14 protein-coding genes, 1 tRNA gene and 1 pseudogene are annotated in these 15100 nt (G+C 66.2%); 5 read left to right on the top strand and 11 right to left on the bottom strand.

Going from position 1 to position 15100, the window contains the following annotated elements; translation table 11 throughout:
- Nucleotide 1: 1 nt before the first annotated feature.
- Nucleotides 2–310 (top strand): annotated as a pseudogene (locus FA87_RS20480) (transposase); the annotation flags it as partial.
- A gap of 42 nt (nt 311–352) precedes the next feature.
- On the opposite strand, the gene FA87_RS17925 reads toward FA87_RS20480, so the two are convergent.
- Nucleotides 353–1237 carry a LysR family transcriptional regulator gene (locus FA87_RS17925; protein ID WP_043696456.1) on the bottom strand — a complete coding sequence of 295 codons (885 nt, stop codon included), beginning with the start codon at nt 1235–1237 and terminating at the stop codon, nt 353–355.
- A gap of 79 nt (nt 1238–1316) precedes the next feature.
- Here FA87_RS17925 and FA87_RS17920 point away from each other — a divergent pair, with 79 nt between their 5' ends.
- Nucleotides 1317–2027, top strand: a complete 711-nt coding sequence (locus FA87_RS17920) for an SDR family oxidoreductase (RefSeq protein ID WP_036109460.1) — start codon at nt 1317–1319, stop codon at nt 2025–2027.
- 47 nt (nt 2028–2074) lie between these two features.
- Nucleotides 2075–2320 (top strand): tautomerase family protein, encoded by a 246-nt coding sequence (locus FA87_RS17915; protein WP_043696452.1) that lies wholly within the window; start codon nt 2075–2077, stop codon nt 2318–2320.
- Between the two features lie 264 nt (nt 2321–2584).
- On the opposite strand, the gene FA87_RS17910 is transcribed toward FA87_RS17915, so the two are convergent.
- The 4 genes from FA87_RS17910 to dtd form a co-directional block, all read right to left on the bottom strand.
- A tRNA-Ile gene (locus tag FA87_RS17910) sits at nt 2585–2660 on the bottom strand.
- Between the two features lie 64 nt (nt 2661–2724).
- Nucleotides 2725–3270 (bottom strand): hypothetical protein, encoded by a 546-nt coding sequence (locus FA87_RS17905; RefSeq protein WP_043696449.1) that lies wholly within the window; start codon nt 3268–3270, stop codon nt 2725–2727.
- Between the two features lie 256 nt (nt 3271–3526).
- Nucleotides 3527–5392 carry an RNA polymerase sigma factor RpoD gene (gene rpoD, locus FA87_RS17900; protein WP_043696446.1) on the bottom strand — a complete coding sequence of 622 codons (1866 nt, stop codon included), beginning with the start codon at nt 5390–5392 and terminating at the stop codon, nt 3527–3529.
- A 180-nt stretch (nt 5393–5572) separates the two neighbouring features.
- Nucleotides 5573–6013, bottom strand: coding sequence for a D-aminoacyl-tRNA deacylase (gene dtd, locus FA87_RS17895; RefSeq protein WP_036109472.1), 441 nt, complete (start codon nt 6011–6013; stop codon nt 5573–5575).
- A 100-nt stretch (nt 6014–6113) separates the two neighbouring features.
- Here dtd and FA87_RS17890 point away from each other — a divergent pair, with 100 nt between their 5' ends.
- Nucleotides 6114–7019: a lipid A biosynthesis acyltransferase gene (locus FA87_RS17890; protein ID WP_043696443.1), complete on the top strand. Its 906-nt coding sequence runs from the start codon at nt 6114–6116 to the stop codon at nt 7017–7019.
- Here FA87_RS17890 and FA87_RS17885 read toward each other — a convergent pair.
- The 4 genes from FA87_RS17885 to FA87_RS20865 are packed head-to-tail and all read right to left on the bottom strand — an operon-like array spanning nt 6994 to nt 11554.
- Nucleotides 6994–7317 (bottom strand): tetratricopeptide repeat protein, encoded by a 324-nt coding sequence (locus FA87_RS17885; protein ID WP_036116966.1) that lies wholly within the window; start codon nt 7315–7317, stop codon nt 6994–6996. The two genes, FA87_RS17890 and FA87_RS17885, sit on opposite strands and share 26 nt — an antisense overlap.
- On the bottom strand, nt 7314–9257 hold the full coding sequence (locus FA87_RS17880) for a glycosyltransferase family 39 protein (RefSeq protein WP_036109477.1): 1944 nt from the start codon (nt 9255–9257) through the stop codon (nt 7314–7316). The genes FA87_RS17885 and FA87_RS17880 overlap by 4 nt, the downstream gene beginning before the upstream one ends.
- 40 nt (nt 9258–9297) lie before the next feature.
- A complete protein-coding gene (locus tag FA87_RS17875) occupies nt 9298–10296 on the bottom strand; it encodes a glycosyltransferase (RefSeq protein WP_036109480.1) in 999 nt (332 codons plus the stop codon).
- 1 nt (nt 10297) lies between these two features.
- A complete protein-coding gene (locus tag FA87_RS20865; protein WP_052191428.1) occupies nt 10298–11554 on the bottom strand; it encodes an O-antigen ligase family protein in 1257 nt (418 codons plus the stop codon).
- 162 nt (nt 11555–11716) lie between these two features.
- Between FA87_RS20865 and FA87_RS20860 the strand changes: the two genes are divergently transcribed.
- Nucleotides 11717–12850, top strand: coding sequence for a glycosyltransferase family 4 protein (locus tag FA87_RS20860; protein WP_036109483.1), 1134 nt, complete (start codon nt 11717–11719; stop codon nt 12848–12850).
- Here FA87_RS20860 and rsmB read toward each other — a convergent pair.
- Both rsmB and fmt read right to left on the bottom strand, forming a co-directional pair.
- On the bottom strand, nt 12847–14154 hold the full coding sequence (gene rsmB, locus FA87_RS17860) for a 16S rRNA (cytosine(967)-C(5))-methyltransferase RsmB (RefSeq protein ID WP_239709132.1): 1308 nt from the start codon (nt 14152–14154) through the stop codon (nt 12847–12849). The genes FA87_RS20860 and rsmB overlap by 4 nt on opposite strands.
- Nucleotides 14151–15098 carry a methionyl-tRNA formyltransferase gene (fmt, locus tag FA87_RS17855; protein WP_197062442.1) on the bottom strand — a complete coding sequence of 316 codons (948 nt, stop codon included), beginning with the start codon at nt 15096–15098 and terminating at the stop codon, nt 14151–14153. Before fmt ends, rsmB begins: the two co-directional genes overlap by 4 nt.
- Nucleotides 15099–15100 lie beyond the last annotated feature (2 nt).

Here is a 15100-nt window from a genome sequence, read left to right as displayed (position 1 = left end):
GGTGAACAACTACGCTCGCCGCCAAAGGATCTAAGGGATCTTCCTGGATGTCATCGAGCCCGGTAGACCGATGCAGCGCGGCTTCATCGAGCGTTTCAACGGCAGCCTTCGGCGGGGCGCACTCGATATGCACGTCTTTCGGAACCTGACGGAAGTGCGAGAGCAGGGACAGCTATGGCTAGCTGACTACAAACGCGAGATCCCACACGACAGTCGTGGCGGGCTGACGTCCGCCGAATTCAGGCAACAAAACGATCCGGCTGCCCCTGGTATGGTTGGTGCTAATCAACGGGGGAGACGACATACCTAAGCCTGACATGTGGCCACGAGCGCAGTCGATTCCAATCTTCAATTACCGAAAAAGATCGCGCGCCTGCTCGAACATGCTGACGATCTCGTCGGCGATGACTCGAATCGACGCGTCCTTGCGGTCGCGGCTGCGGGTCAGAAGATACACGTCCCTGGCAGCCGGTACCGATCCGAGATCGCAGATACGGAGCAGCGGTGTACTGCGGCCGATGTAGTGCGGGATGAGCGCCAGGCCCACGCCCGCCTGTGCAGCGATCGATTGCAGGAACTGGTCTTTCGCGCGGAACGCCACCCGCGCCCGGGGGAAGCGCTGCGACATCCATGCGGCCTGGGTGATATACCCGTCCGCTTCGTTGAAGCCAATCAACACCGGCTCGCCGCCGGCTTCGACTGAGCGACATGTCTCTTCGGTCCCATAGAACGCGTAACCCATGGTGGCCAGCGGGCGCGCGACGATGTCACCGTCCTTGGGTTTGTCGACCCGGATGGCGATATCCGCCTCGTGCCGTTCAAGGCTGACTGACCGCAGGGTATGGGCAAGATCGATATCGAGCTGTGGATATCGCAACGCCAAAGGGGCAAGGCGCGAGGCCAGAAAGCCGGCTGACAAGCCTGGTGACGAGCTGATCCGGACCAGCCCGCTCGGCGACCCGTCGGCCACGCCTCGCCTGAGGGTTTGCGCTGCCTGCTCCATGTCGCTGGCCGCCATAAGCGCCTGCGTCCCAGCCGCCGTAAGCACGTAGCCTTCCGGTCGCCGCTCGACGAGCTTTTCGCCCAGCGCCTGTTCCAGCGACTGCACCCTGCGCGCAACGGTCGCGTGATTGACCGAAAGCATCCGAGCCGTTGCGGAGAGACTGCCCTGCCGCGCCAGGGCCACGAAGACCCGGACATCCTGCCAATCCAGGTCTGTGCGTTTTTGCTCAGTCATTGATCGAAGATAGCTAATTTTCGAAGGGGCGACAGTGCCTTAAGTTCTGCCCATCCCGCAAGCAGAACGGACCACAGCCATGTCAAACACCAAGAAAGTAGCCATCGTCACCGGCGCGTCGCAGGGTATCGGCGAAGGCATCGTCAGAGGATTTCGAGCACGCGGCTACGCCGTGGTGGCCACGTCCCGCTCCATCAAGCCCTCGACCGATCCGGACCTTCTCACCGTGGCGGGTGACATCGGCGATCCGGAGACCGCAAGGCGCCTCGTTGCCGCTGCGGTGGACACGTTCGGTCGCATCGACACCCTCGTGAACAACGCCGGGATCTTCATCGGTAAGCCGTTCGTCGATTACACCGAAGAAGATTATCGGCTGAAGCTGAAGACCAATCTCGACGGGTTTTTCTTCACTACCCAGCAGGTCGTCCCCGTGATGCTGAAACAGGGCAGCGGCCATCTGGTCCAGATCACGGCGTCAACGGCCGAATTCGCCAGCTCCCGGGGGCCCGCCTTCATCGCCATGCTTACCAAAGGCGGAATGAACTCCGCCACGAAGAGCCTCGCTATCGAGTACGCGACGCGCGGCATTCGGGTGAACGCCGTGGCGCCCGGAGTCATCCGTACACCCATGCACGATCCGAAGCTTGTCGATGAGCTGGCCGCATTCCACCCGATGAACAAGCTGGGCGAAGTCGAAGACATCGTCCGTGCGGTGCTTTACCTCGAAGACGCCGCCTTCTCGACAGGCGAAATCCTTCATGTCGACGGTGGCCTGATCGCCGGTCGCTGAGCAAACCATGGGGGCGTTTGGCGTCCCCTTTATTCGGGAGAGTCGTAATGCCGATCGTGAACATTCTCGTGACCCGTGAGGGCACACGTCCTGGCGCAGAAAAAACCACTCAGGAGCAGAAGGCGGCCGTTTACAAAGGCATTGCCGACCTGCTGTTCGACGTTATGGGCAAGCCCCATGACGACACGATCGTTCTCTTTCAGGAGCACGAAATCGAAGATATCGGACAGAGCGGCTTGCCTTTGGCGGATTTCCGCGCAAGGAGGGATCGCGACCGACAGGTCAAGTCCTGACAGCAGTCCGTCGCCTTCGTACGCATGGCGATCTCCATACGTCGCCGGTCCAGCATCCGATCCGCCAAGGGACTCTTATCTACCAGACCGAAGTAGCGTGGCGGCCATTGCCTTCGGCGGTACTCGTCCGTGAACCGTTCGCTGGCAAGCGGGGCTTCGAGGCGATGCGCCTGGTGCGAAGGTAGCGGACGGCGTCAGTCCGAGGCGATGGCACCGCGAGAGGCGCCTCGACCGGGCGAATCAGCCATGGGCAGCTGAATCAAATGGTGGGCCCACCAGGACTCGAACCTGGAACCAAGGGATTATGAGTCCCCTGCTCTAACCATTGAGCTATAGGCCCACGCGGCTGCGAAGTGTAACGGTTGGCGCAGGGCATCGAAATGCCCATTCGCCTACAGCCCTTGTCAGTTCGACATCAGGACCGCTTCGATCTCGGGGTTTTGCTGGGCGAATGACTGGCCAGCGACCGCGTCGCTCACGTGGGCCGCGATATAGGCGCAGCCCTCGGCCACCGTGGTCTTGTGTAGCGCGCCGGCGAGGTCCTGCATCGACTGGCGAACCTTCTCCTCGAGCCGGCCACGGTTGGCATCGGTCGCGGCTGCCATCTCGGCTGTGGAGAAGCCCGATGCCACCATGATCTTGTCGGCCCGCTCGTACTCGGCGTCGTGCTTGCGCTGGAACGCCTGCACGTAGGCGGAGAGGTCGACGCCCTCCGCACGGCATACGTCGCCCGTGGTGCGCCCGTTGAGCGTGTAGAAGCCAAGGAAGCGACCGGCGGCGAACCGCTTCTGGTCCGCGAGGGGCAGGCTCTTCAGGTCCTTGGCGATGGGGCTCTGGGACGAGGGGGTAGCGGCCGCTGGTGCAGTTTGCGGAGGCGCTGAATAAGCCTCTGCCGAGAGCGTCGCCATCAGGGCGCAAGCGATCATCGAAGCGGGGCGGTAATACGACATATGCAATTTCCTTAAGCCCAGTTGGGTATGTCGCCATTAGACAGCAAAGTCCGACGCTGGATACGGTGGCGAAGTTGCTTCGGCCGATGGGGTTGCGCGCGGGGGTGGTGACTCGGGAGCGGGCGGAGGGGAGGGGTGAAGGGTGAGGGGTTTCCCAATCGCCAGCGGGGCTGGCTCCTACCAGAGCAGGTTCCTGGCAAGACATAAGAAAACGCCCGCGTAAGCGGGCGTTTTCGCATCGACCGGTGACCCGATATCAGTCGATATCGAGGAACGAGCGCAGGGTTTCCGAGCGGCTCGGGTGACGCAGCTTGCGCAGGGCCTTGGCTTCTATCTGGCGGATGCGCTCGCGGGTGACGTCGAACTGCTTGCCGACTTCTTCCAGCGTGTGATCCGTGTTCATGTCGATGCCGAAGCGCATGCGCAGGACCTTGGCTTCACGCGGGGTGAGGCCGGCCAGCACGTCGCGCACGGTTTCCATGAGACCCGTTTCCGTCGCCGACTCGATGGGCGAGCTGGCGTTGGTGTCTTCGATGAAGTCGCCCAGATGCGAATCTTCGTCGTCACCGATCGGGGTTTCCATGGAGATCGGTTCCTTCGCGATCTTCAGGACCTTGCGGATCTTGTCTTCCGGCATCTCCATTTCCTTGGCCAGTTCTTCCGGCGTCGGCTCGCGGCCGAACTGCTGGAGCATCTGGCGGGAGATGCGGTTGAGCTTGTTGATCGTTTCGATCATGTGCACCGGAATACGGATGGTGCGGGCCTGATCGGCGATCGAGCGGGTGATGGCCTGACGGATCCACCAGGTGGCGTACGTCGAGAACTTGTAGCCGCGACGGTATTCGAACTTGTCCACGGCCTTCATCAGGCCGATGTTGCCTTCCTGGATGAGGTCGAGGAACTGCAGGCCGCGGTTGGTGTACTTCTTCGCGATGGAGATGACGAGACGCAGGTTGGCCTCGACCATTTCCTTCTTGGCGCGGCGGGCCTTCGCCTCACCGACGGACATCGCGCGATTGATTTCCTTGATGTCGGTCAGCGGCAGGTACAGCGTGCGCTCGATAGCGGCCAGCTTCTCCTGTTCGCCGTCGATGACTTCGCGGTAGTTCTTGATGTTCGGCGACCACTTCTGACGCTTGCGCGACAGCTCCGCGGCCCACTCGAGGTTGCCTTCGTTCGACGGGAAGCTCTTGAGGAACTCGGCGCGCGGCATCTTCACCTGCTTGACGAAGATGTCCATGAGGATCCGCTCGTGGTGACGGATGTCGTTGACCACTTCGCGCAGCTTGCGCACGAAGCTGTCGATCAGCGCCGACGGGAGCTTGAGGTTGAGGAAGGCTTCCGACATCTGCTCGCGGATCTTCGCGATCTTCTTGTCGGCGATCTCGGCCTTGGGCGCGGTCTTCTGGAACTTGGCGTGCAGCGAGCGCAGTTCTTCCATGCGGCGCTTCACTTCCTCGGGATCCGGGCCGGTCGGGCCCGCTTCCTCTTCCTCGGCACCCTCGACGCCGTCTTCCTCGTCGTCGTCGCCTTCGGTGTCGCCGGCGGCTTCAGCGGCCTCGGCGGCTTCGGCCTTGGCCTGGTCGGCGGCTTCCTCGAGGTCGGCGAAGCCGGCCAGGATCTCGCTCAGGCGACGCTTGCCCTCGACGTGCTGATCGTATTCCTCGAGCAGCAGCTGGATGGTCAGCGGAAAGCTGGCCAGCGCGGTCTGGACCTGGCTGAGGCCTTCTTCGATGCGCTTGGCGATGGCGATTTCGCCTTCGCGGGTGAGCAGCTCGACCGTGCCCATCTCGCGCATGTACATGCGGACGGGGTCGGTGGTGCGGCCCACCTCGGCGTCGACGGCGGACAGCAGCGCCACGGCTTCTTCAGCGGCCGATTCGTCGTCGGTGCTGGTGCCGGGGGCGGCGCCATCGGAGATGGTGTCGGTGTCGGGCGCGGAATCATGGACCTCGATGCCGACGCCCTTGAGCACCGCCATGATGTCTTCGATCTGCTCCGGATCGACGATGTCGTCGGGCAGGTGGTCGTTGATTTCCGCGTAGGTCAGGTAGCCCTGCTCCAAGCCCTTGGAGATGAGCTGTTTGATTTCAGACTGCTGCTCGTGAGCTTTGTTAGTCATGCCGACCGCCGCGGGTTACAGGAACCGATCAGTATAGTCATTTGATGATTTTTTGACCAGTTTTCAAGTGGATCGGACTCATCGGGATCACGCAAGAATCGCGCCAGATGGCCGCTGGAGGCCGGGCGATCGCGCCACGATGAGGAGGGAGACGGGGACGAAGCCCCGCGCACTGACGCCTCAGCGCACCTCCAGACGGAAGGTGACCGGGCCATCGTTGATCAGGTGAACCTTCATATGGGCACCGAAGCGTCCGGTTTCCACCCCCGGGTGGGCCACCCGGGCCAGATCGACCAGCCGGTCGAACCAGCGCCGGCCTTCTTCCGGCGGCGCCGCGGTGGTGAAGCTGGGGCGCATGCCCTTGCGGGTATCGGCCGCCAGGGTGAACTGGCTGACGAGCAGCAGTCCGCCGCCGGTGTCCGACAGCGCCAGGTTCATCTTGCCCTCGGCATCGGAGAACACACGGTAGCCAAGCAGCCGCTCGAGCATCCGGGTGCACTGGGCCTCGCCGTCGCCCGGCTCCACCGCGACGAGAACAAGCAGGCCGGCGCCGATGGCGCCCACCGTCTGCCCGTCGACGTCGACGCGCGCGGATTCGACACGCTGAATCAATGCAATCATGTAGGGGTTTAACGGCCAGGGGGCGCCAAGCTTAAAGCGTGCGCGCGAGGCTTTACAGCGGCGGAGTCGGTCCGGGCCGCCTTGCCTTACACTTCTCCGGATGCGTCCGGATATCTACCTCCTCTACCTCCTGCTCCGTCTGGTCAGCCTGCTGTCCCTGCGGACCGTTCATCGCGCAGGTGCCTGGATCGGGCGCCGTTCGCTGCGCTCGAAGTCGCGCAGCGCCCGCTACAGCGCGGTCAACCTGCGACTGACCCGGCCGGAGCTGTCTGCAGGGGATCGCGAACGGCTTCTCGTCCAGACCATGGAAGAGTCCGGCAAGTCGGTCACGGAGGTAGCGGCGATCTGGGGCGCCGGCGCCGACCGGTCGCTCGGCCTGGTCCGCGAAGTGGTCGGCGGCGAGCTGTTCGAGGCGGCGCTCGCGTTCGGCAAGGGCACCATCATCGCCGCGCCACACCTCGGCTGCTGGGAGCTGCTCAATTACTGGCTGTGCAGCAAGACGCCCATGGCCATTCTGTATCGCCCGCCACGTATTCAGGCCATCGAGGCCTTGTTGCGCAAGGTGCGGGGCAAGCTGGCGCCGGAGCAGGTGCGGGCCGAGGGCGCCGGTGTGCGCACGCTGTTCAAGCGTCTCGGTGCCGGTGGCACGGTCGGCATCCTGCCCGACCAGAAACCGCGCGAAGGCGAGGGCGAGTTCGCGCCCTTCTTCGGCGTGGATGCGCTGACGATGGTGCTGCTGCCGCGTCTTGCGGCTCGCACCGGCGCGACGGTGCTCTTCAGCTTCGCCGAGCGCCTGGCCGATGGCGAAGGCTTTCGAATCCACATCCTGCCGGCGCCCGGAGGCATCGACAGCACGGACCTGAAAGTCGCCTGTGCGGCACTGAATCGTGGCGTCGAGCAATGCGTGGAACGTGCCTTTCCGCAGTACCAGTGGCACTACAAGCGGTTCACGGCGCACGACCGCCCCGATCCCTACAAGGTCAGCTCTTCCGCGACAGCCGGTTGAGGAAAACGGTCATCTCCTTGCCGGCCTGAATGTCGCCGCGACGCGTGGCCGCGTCGACCCCCTCGCGCCATGCGTCGGCCGCGCCTGTCTCGTCGTCTTTCGCGAGCAGCGCCTTGCCGAGCAGTTTCCACGCCGCGGAGTAGTCGCGGTCGAACGCCAGCGCCTCGCGGAACGACGTGGCGGCCTCGTCGTACATCCCGTCGCCCAGAAGCGCGTTACCGATGGAGAAGCGCAGCAGCGCCCCGTCCCTCGGGCCGCCCACCTGAGCTCGCAGACGCTCGACGAGGGGATCGGTCACCGGACTGCCGTCCGTGTGCGCCAATACTCCTGCGGGTAGAGCAGGGTGGGCTGCTTCGGCTCGGGCGGAGCCCGTCCGGATTGCAGCGCGGCCAGCGTGCCGGCATCCCAGATCATGAGCCATCCGGTGCGCGACGGCTGGATCAGCCGGGCGTAGCGGAAGGCTTCCGCGGGCGGATGCTTGGCGTAGGAGATGATGACGCCGTCGGCGTGATGGCGCGCGAAGTCGTCGAGGCTGTCACCGTCGTGCACGGCGTCGTCTTCGTCGTCTTCCATGGGCGCCGCCATACCGGGCACGACGTTGATGCGTGCGATCGGGTGCATGAGGCGCCCGGCGAAGTGGTACTGGCCGTTATACGAGACGCCCAGATTGCCGATGGGGCGCCCGGCCGCGTCGGCCTGCGCCAGGAACTGGGAGGCGGGCGCCAGGTCGTAGCGGTACCAGAGGCCCAGCGTGAACAGGGCATTGAGCGACACGGTGCCGATCAGGCCGGCGAAGGCCAGCCGGCGCATTTCGCCGCGACCGCGCAGCAGCAACAGCGCACCGAGCACGATGAAGATCACACCGAAGAAGCGCGCATACGGCGCCATGCCGGTCAGCCACATGTTGTCCGGGAAGCGCGAAGGCACCACGGACGGCATGGCGAACAAGGCGATGGCGAGCAGGAAGGCGCCGACCGAGAGCGGCCAGGTGCCCAGGGCATAGCTCGTGGCCAGCGCCTTGTGGCGCTCGCGCAGGTCGGCCACCGACGCGGCCACCAGCATCGTGACACCGGCCAGTTCGGGCAGCAGGTAGTACAGCTGCTTGCCGGTGACCAGTGAAAAGACCAGCAGCGCCGGCAGCAGCCAGACCAGCAGGAAACGCAGTCCCGTCTCCAGCGGCTGTCGCATCAGCGCGACAAACAGCGGCGCGATCACGAGGATCAGCAGCAGCTTCTCGGCCAGCGGCGGGAAATGCGCGAACGCGGCGGAAATCAGCAGGAGCACCAGGGCGACGACCGCACAGGCGATCGCCCCACCGGTGCCGGCGCGCCATGGTTTGCGGAACAGTGCCGTCGGCAGCGCGACGATCCCGCGCAGCCAGCCGCTGAGCGGGAACACGATGACCGGCAGGAAAACCAGATAGTACCAGGCGGGACGGGCGTGGTTCTGCAGGTCGGCGTTATGCGTTTCGACCACCCTGCCAGCGGTCTGGGTGAAGAACAGACGCTGGCGGTAAGCCTCGCCACCGGCCTGCCCGGCCGGCAGTGCCCAGGCCAGCAGGATCGCGAAGCCGAGCAGCAGGCCGAGCACGCCGAAGCCGTACCAGCGTGCCTTGTTCTGCCGCGCCCAGTCGTTCCACAGCGGGCCGAAGAGCAGGGGAAACAGCACGTGCAGGGCCATCACCGGCCCCTTGGTCAGCAGGCCCGCGCCGACGAACAGGCCGAACAGCCACCAGCGGGGCTCCGCACGCGTGGCGGTCGGGGTCAGCGTGAGCAGCGCGGCCAGTACCCAGACGACGAGGAGCACCTCGTACATGATCTGCAGGCCGAACAGAAAGGCGTAGGCGAAGCCCATCAGCAGCCACGGCGTGGCCTTGGCCACCCACGGGCGCGCCGGAAAGAGGCGCCCGGCCAGAACGGAGGCCAGTACGAGCTGCGTGCCGCCGAATAGGACCTCGAGGAGGCGCGGCCACACATCGTTGACCCCGAACACGGCCCAGCCAGCGTGGATCATCCAGAACAGCAGCGGCACCTTTTCACTGTACGGCTCACCGTTGATGTACGGCACCAGCCAGTGACCGTGCGCCCACATTTCCCAGGCGACCGCGAGCGTCCGCGTGGAAAACATCGGCATCGGACCGTGGGAAAAGATCGCGAGCAACGCCATCGCGGCCCACAGGGGCAGCCATGGCCAGAGGGCGCGGACATGTTCCGATCGGGTATAGGCGCTGTTGGACAAGGGCGTCGTCACCGTTAAGGGATCAGGAATTCTAAACGCTTCACCGGAGCAACGTGTCCAGGGCGTGCCCCAGACGCGCGGGGAACCCGGCCTGATTGGCGTCGTACCAGTCGCGTGCGGCCTGGCCAAGGGCTTCGACCTCGGCATCGGACATACCGACGATACGCTCGACGCATGCTTCGAGCCCCTCTTCGTCGAACTTCCACAACGTGGCGGCGTTGAGCGTGCCGTTTTCGTGCGCGGGGACGCGCATCCCTCGCGTGTCGTCGACCAGTTCGTTCATCGGCGCACCGTCGGTGACCAGTACCACGGCACCGCAGCTCATGGCTTCGACGATGTAGTGGCCCCAGCCCTCGGCCTCGGACAGGCAGAGGTGGAAACGGTGTGCGTTCTGCAGGCGGTAGATCGATTCCACGTCGGGCAGGAAGGTCACCTGGTGATCGAGGTTCGGTGCGGCCGGCGGTCGGTCCGGTGCGGCCACCGACGGTGACTGGAGCACATGCAGGGTCGGCCACTCCGGGTGCCGGCGCCAGACGTCGAGCAGGCGCTCGGTACCCTTCATGCGGCTGCCGCCGGCAAGATGCAGGAAGGCCCGGTCGCGTGCGACACCTTCACGACGGCAGTCCGTGCTGATGAATCCGATGTGGGCGGTGCGCAGCCCCATCCCGCCGAACGTTTTCATGGCACTGTCGGTCTTGCACAGGATGGTGTCGAAACGATGCAGGTGGCGGCGGTCGCGTTTGCTCATCCATTCCGGATGGGGAATGAGCGCATTGCGCCGGGACATCGGCAGGTAGCCCGGGTGCACGTGCTCGATCGTCAGGCCGAGGTCGTAGCGCCGCGGACCGCGGCCGGTCAGCCAGCGCCCGAACATGGCGGCACGCTGCGCCCAGGCCCGCCACGGCCATCCATGATTCCGCTGCGGCGTCCGCGTCACCGTCACCTGGTGACCGAGTTCGCGCAAGGCGTTCTCGAAGAGACGGATATCGTGCGTGAGCCCGCGACCGTTGTCCCAGGCGATGAGGTTGATGTGGGCCATCTCAGGACGCTCCTGCGCCGGTGCGGTGCCGATCGAGCGCGCGTCCGACGTAAACGGCGAGTCCCAGCGTGAGGAAGAAATACAACGAGTGTGGCATCGCCCGATAGAAGACATTGTCGGTGAGGGCGCATAGCGCGTACATGGCCGTCGTCGAGAATCCGGCGCATGCCGGCATGGCGATGGCGTTATCGCGGTTCAGCGCATGCCGCCCGAAATAGATCAGCGAACCACCGAAGAGCAGCACGAGGACCAGCAGGCCCGGGATGCCGCCCGTCGCCGCCCACTCGAGGTACTCGCTGTGCGGATGGTCATAGCGGACCACCGACGGATTGACCTCGCCATCGGCGATCCGCGCCCGGGCGAAGGGGCCGAACTGATTCATGCCGACGCCGGTGACAGGGTGCGCGATCACGGCCATTCGTGCGGTGCGCCACATTTCGAGGCGCTCACGCACGGCGCCGGTGGCGTCCTGTTCGCTGTAGGTGGCTACTTCGTCTTTCACGGCGGCCAGGCGCTCCACCATCTCGCCGTGCAGCGTCGTCGCCGCCAGCCCGGCGGCGGCCACGCCGATGACCAGGGCCAGTACGCTCTGGCGCCAGCGTCCCGTCCGGCGACCCTGGATGAGCATCAGTGCCGCGAAGACGGGGACAAACGCAAGCAGGGGGCCGCGGCTCTGCGTCAGCAGCGCGCCATAGAAGCCCATGACGGCGAAGACCGCATGCATCGCGCGTTCGCGCGATCGGAGCTCACCCCGCAGGGCCTGCACGATGGCGATGAGTGACAGCACCAGCATGAACATGCCGAATTCGATGGCACCCCATTCGCCGTTGTTGATGCCGTAGGCGCGGTCGATATGCTCGATGTAATGCTGTTCGACGCAGATCAGGCCCAGAACGCCCGCCGATCCGCTGAAGCCGACGCGAAGGGCGGCGGTCCGCAGCGGCAGGGCGAACGTCGCCGCGATGACCAGAAACGCAAGGATGTGCGACGTGACGTCGAACTCGCGCCAGTTCACCCCGTGGGCGCCGACGTTGACGGCCCAGAAGACGAAGGCGATGGCGGCGGGTACGAGTACGGGCGCCGCGCGGCGGTAGGCGCGACGGACGTCGGCACGCGTCGCGAGCACCCAGAGCCCCGTCAGAAACAGGATCAGCGCAGGGATTGCCTTGGCCTTGACCGGCAAGGCGAAGGACAGCGGCATGATCGCGATGAGCAGCGAGAGGATCCACACGCGCCACGGATTCGTTTTGTCGAGCACTCGGCACCTGCTGGGATCGGAACGGCACGGCGGCCTCGCCGTCACCGGCTCGTGCCGCCGGGGCGGCGCGAGGGCATGGTACTTTAACGGATCGCGGATGCCTCTCCGTGCGGTTCCGGGTGAGCGGCGCCAATTCAGCTTCCGTAAGGACCCGCCCGGGCGATGAAGCTCCTGTTTACCAATTTCCACGCCGGCGACGGTGGCGGCCATACGACTTACCTGATCAGCCTCGCGCGCGGACTGTCGGGCCGGCATGAGGTGCACGTCGCCGCGCCGCCGGGTAGCCGTCTGAATCGCGAGGCCCGCGCGCTTGCCGGCGTGCATGTGCTCGACCAGCCCTATCCGAACGGCCTGGGCAAGCTGCCGGCACGGCGCCGCGCGCGCCAGCAGTTGTCGGCCTATCTGGCTGAGCATCGGTTCGACGTCATCCACGTCAATGGCTCCGCCGACCATCGTCTGGTCATTGCCGCCGTGCGTGGACTGCGCCGTCGCCCGGCCATCGTGCTCACCAAGCACAACTCCAAGCCGATGTCCGGCATCGGAAACGCCTGGCGGGCCCGCGTCGGCACCGATGGCGTCATTGCCGTCTGCGACTACGTGCACCGGCAGGTGATGGCTTCGCCTTATGCGCGCTGCCGTGTGGTCACCGTTTTCAATGGGGTCGACATCGATCGCTTCGCGCCGCGACCTGCCGATACGACGCTTCGTGCCGGATGGCTGGCGCCTGCCACCGCGGAAGCACCGCTGCTGATTGGCAGCAATGCGGGTACGGCCAGCTACAAGGGGTGGATGGACCTCGTCGAAGCGCTGGCGTCGCTGGAACCGGCCTGGCGCGATCGCCTTCGTGTCGTCCTTGCCGGCGGTCTTCCCGACGCGGAAGACCGCCGCCGTATCGAAGCCCTGGGCGTGGCATCGCAGGTGCACTTTGCCGGCCGGCTCGACGACGTCCGGCCGCTGGTGGCGACGCTCGATGCCGGATTCGTCCTGTCCTGGGACGTCGAAACGATTTCCTTCGCCTGCCGCGAAATGATGGCGATGGAGAAGCCCGTGCTCGTCAGCGACTACGCCGGGTTGCCCGAAAACATTCGTCAGGGCGAAGACGGCTGGATCGTGCCGGCCCGCGACCGGCATGCGATCGCCGCCGCCCTGCGCCGGCTGGTCGAAGAGCGCGACCAGCTGCCCGCGATGGGCTTCGCGGCGCGAGCACATGCGGAGGCCGAGTTCGGACTGGAGCGTTTCATCGACGCGACCGAAGCGTTCTACCGCGAACTCAGGCTCGCCACGCTGCCGGGTTAGCCCTGTTTGCGCAGCAGGGCGTAGTACATGCCGTCGAGGTCGCCGTCGCCGGGCAGGATCTGCCAGCCGATGGCGGCCGCCTGGCCCACGGGCAGAGTCAATGGCAGCACGGAGGCATCGGCGCGACCGTCGACGAAGGCACCGACCACACCCTCGTTCTCGGCACGCAGCAGTGAGCAGGTGACGTAAAGCAACGTGCCGCCGGGTGCCAGGGTTTCCCAGCAGGCGGAGAGGATGCGGCTCTGTAGTGCCACGAGCGCATCGATGTCGGCGGCGCGGCGATGCAGGCGTACGTCCGGTCGGCGGCGAATGACGCCGGTAGCCGAGCAGGGGGCGTCGATCATGACGCGATCGAAGGGTTTGCCATCCCACCAGGCCCGCACGTCGCCCGCGTCGCCGACGATGACGTCGGCAGCGAGGCCGAGGCGTTCCAGATTCTGGGTGATGCGCAGTGCGCGTCGCGCCTCGGATTCCACGGCGACGAGGGCGATGTCCGAGCGTTCCAGCGCGTGGCAGGCCTTTCCGCCGGGGGCGGCGCAGGCATCGAGCACGCGCTGGCCGCTGGCCAGATCGAGCAGGTCGGCCGGCACCTGGGCGGCGCCGTCCTGGACGGCGAAGTGGCCTTCGGCGAATCCGGGCAGGCGTGTCACATCGGTGCTGTGGGGGAGTACCAGACCGTCCGCCAGCCACGTGTGCGCGGCGATCTCCTGACCGGCCTCACGCAAGCGGTCGGCGACCGCGTCGCGCCCCGCGCGTCGACGATTCACGCGCAGCATCAGCGGCGGCTCGTGATTGGCCGCGGCCATGACCGCCTCCGCGTGGCCGGGCCAGTCGCGCGCGATAGCCTTGGCCAGCCACGCCGGATGAGCATGCCGCGTGGCCGGCGTCGCATCGAGGTCGGCCAGCAGGGCCTCGCGCTCGCGCTGCCAGCGGCGCAGTACGGCGTTGGCCATGCCGGCAAGTCGCGGGCGGCGTAGTTCGCGCACGGCTTCCACCGTGGCGGCCACGGCGGCATAACCCGGCATCTCGAGGATCTCGAGCTGGACCAGCGCGGTCACCAGCAGCGCGTGGATGACCGGCTCGCTCCGCCGAATGGGTTTGGCCAGGAGGCGGTCGAGCGCGGCGTCGAACCGGGGCCACCAGCGCGCACCTTCATTGAGGAGGGCGGTGAGAAGCGCCCGGTCACGGGCATCGGGGAGACGGGGGAGAGCCCGGTCGGCCACTTCGCGCAGCGAGTGCCCTGACAGGGCGATATCGGCCAGCGCTTCGGCGGCCAGGGCACGGACCGAGATCGTCCGACTCACGAGACCGCCTGCTTCAGCTCCGGACGCGCATTGAGGTAGTCGACGATGCCGATCCGGCGGCCACCGGGCCGCTGTACGGCAAGCAGGCGCAGGGCACCGTCGGCGCAGGCGATGTCGATGCCCTCGCGCGAGACGCGCAGTACCTGTCCCGGCGTGGTGCCGGCCGTCTCCGCGTCGATCGCGCGCGCCGACCAGATACGCAGGCGTTCGCCCGCGATATCGGCTTCCGCGACGGGCCATGGATCGAACGCCCGCACCTTGCGTTCCAGCGCGATCGCCGTCAGCGAGAAGTCGAGGCGAGCCTCGGCCTTGTCGAGCTTGTGCGCGTACTCCACGCCGTCTTCCGCCTGCGCACGGGCGGCAAGGGTTTCGCCGTTCATGACGCGACGAAGGCCTTCGGCCAGCGCGTCCGCGCCGAGCGCGGAAAGCCGGTCGTGCAGACTGCCGCCCGTGTCGTCGCCGGTGATCGGGGTGCGCCGTTCGATCAGTACGGGACCCGTATCCAGGCCCGCTTCCATCTGCATCAGGTCGACGCCGGACTCCTCGTCGCCGGCCAGGATCGCCCGCTGGATGGGCGCCGCGCCGCGCCAGCGCGGCAGCAGGGACGCGTGGACGTTCCAGCAGCCCAGCCGTGGAATCGCCAGTACCTTGCGGGGAAGAATCAGCCCGTAAGCGACCACGACCATGAGGTCGGGTGCGTGGGCTGCCAGGCGATCGCGGTCGGCCTGGGCCTTGAACGATTCCGGTTGTTCGACCGGGACCCCGGCGGCGAGCGCCGCTTCCTTGACCGGACTGGCGGCGAGTTTGCGCCCGCGGCCGGCGGGCCGGTCGGGCTGCGTGTATACGGCCACGACGTCGGCGCCGGAAGTGCGGCAGGCCTCGAAACACGGGACGGCAAAGTCGGGTGTTCCGGCGAACACCACGCGCAGAGGACGACTGGCCACGC

This window comes from Luteibacter sp. 9133 (genome assembly GCF_000800155.1).
Lineage (GTDB): Bacteria > Pseudomonadota > Gammaproteobacteria > Xanthomonadales > Rhodanobacteraceae > Luteibacter > Luteibacter mycovicinus.
The sequence above is the reverse complement of the archived record's forward strand: the minus strand, read 5'-3'. Positions and strand labels throughout refer to the sequence as shown.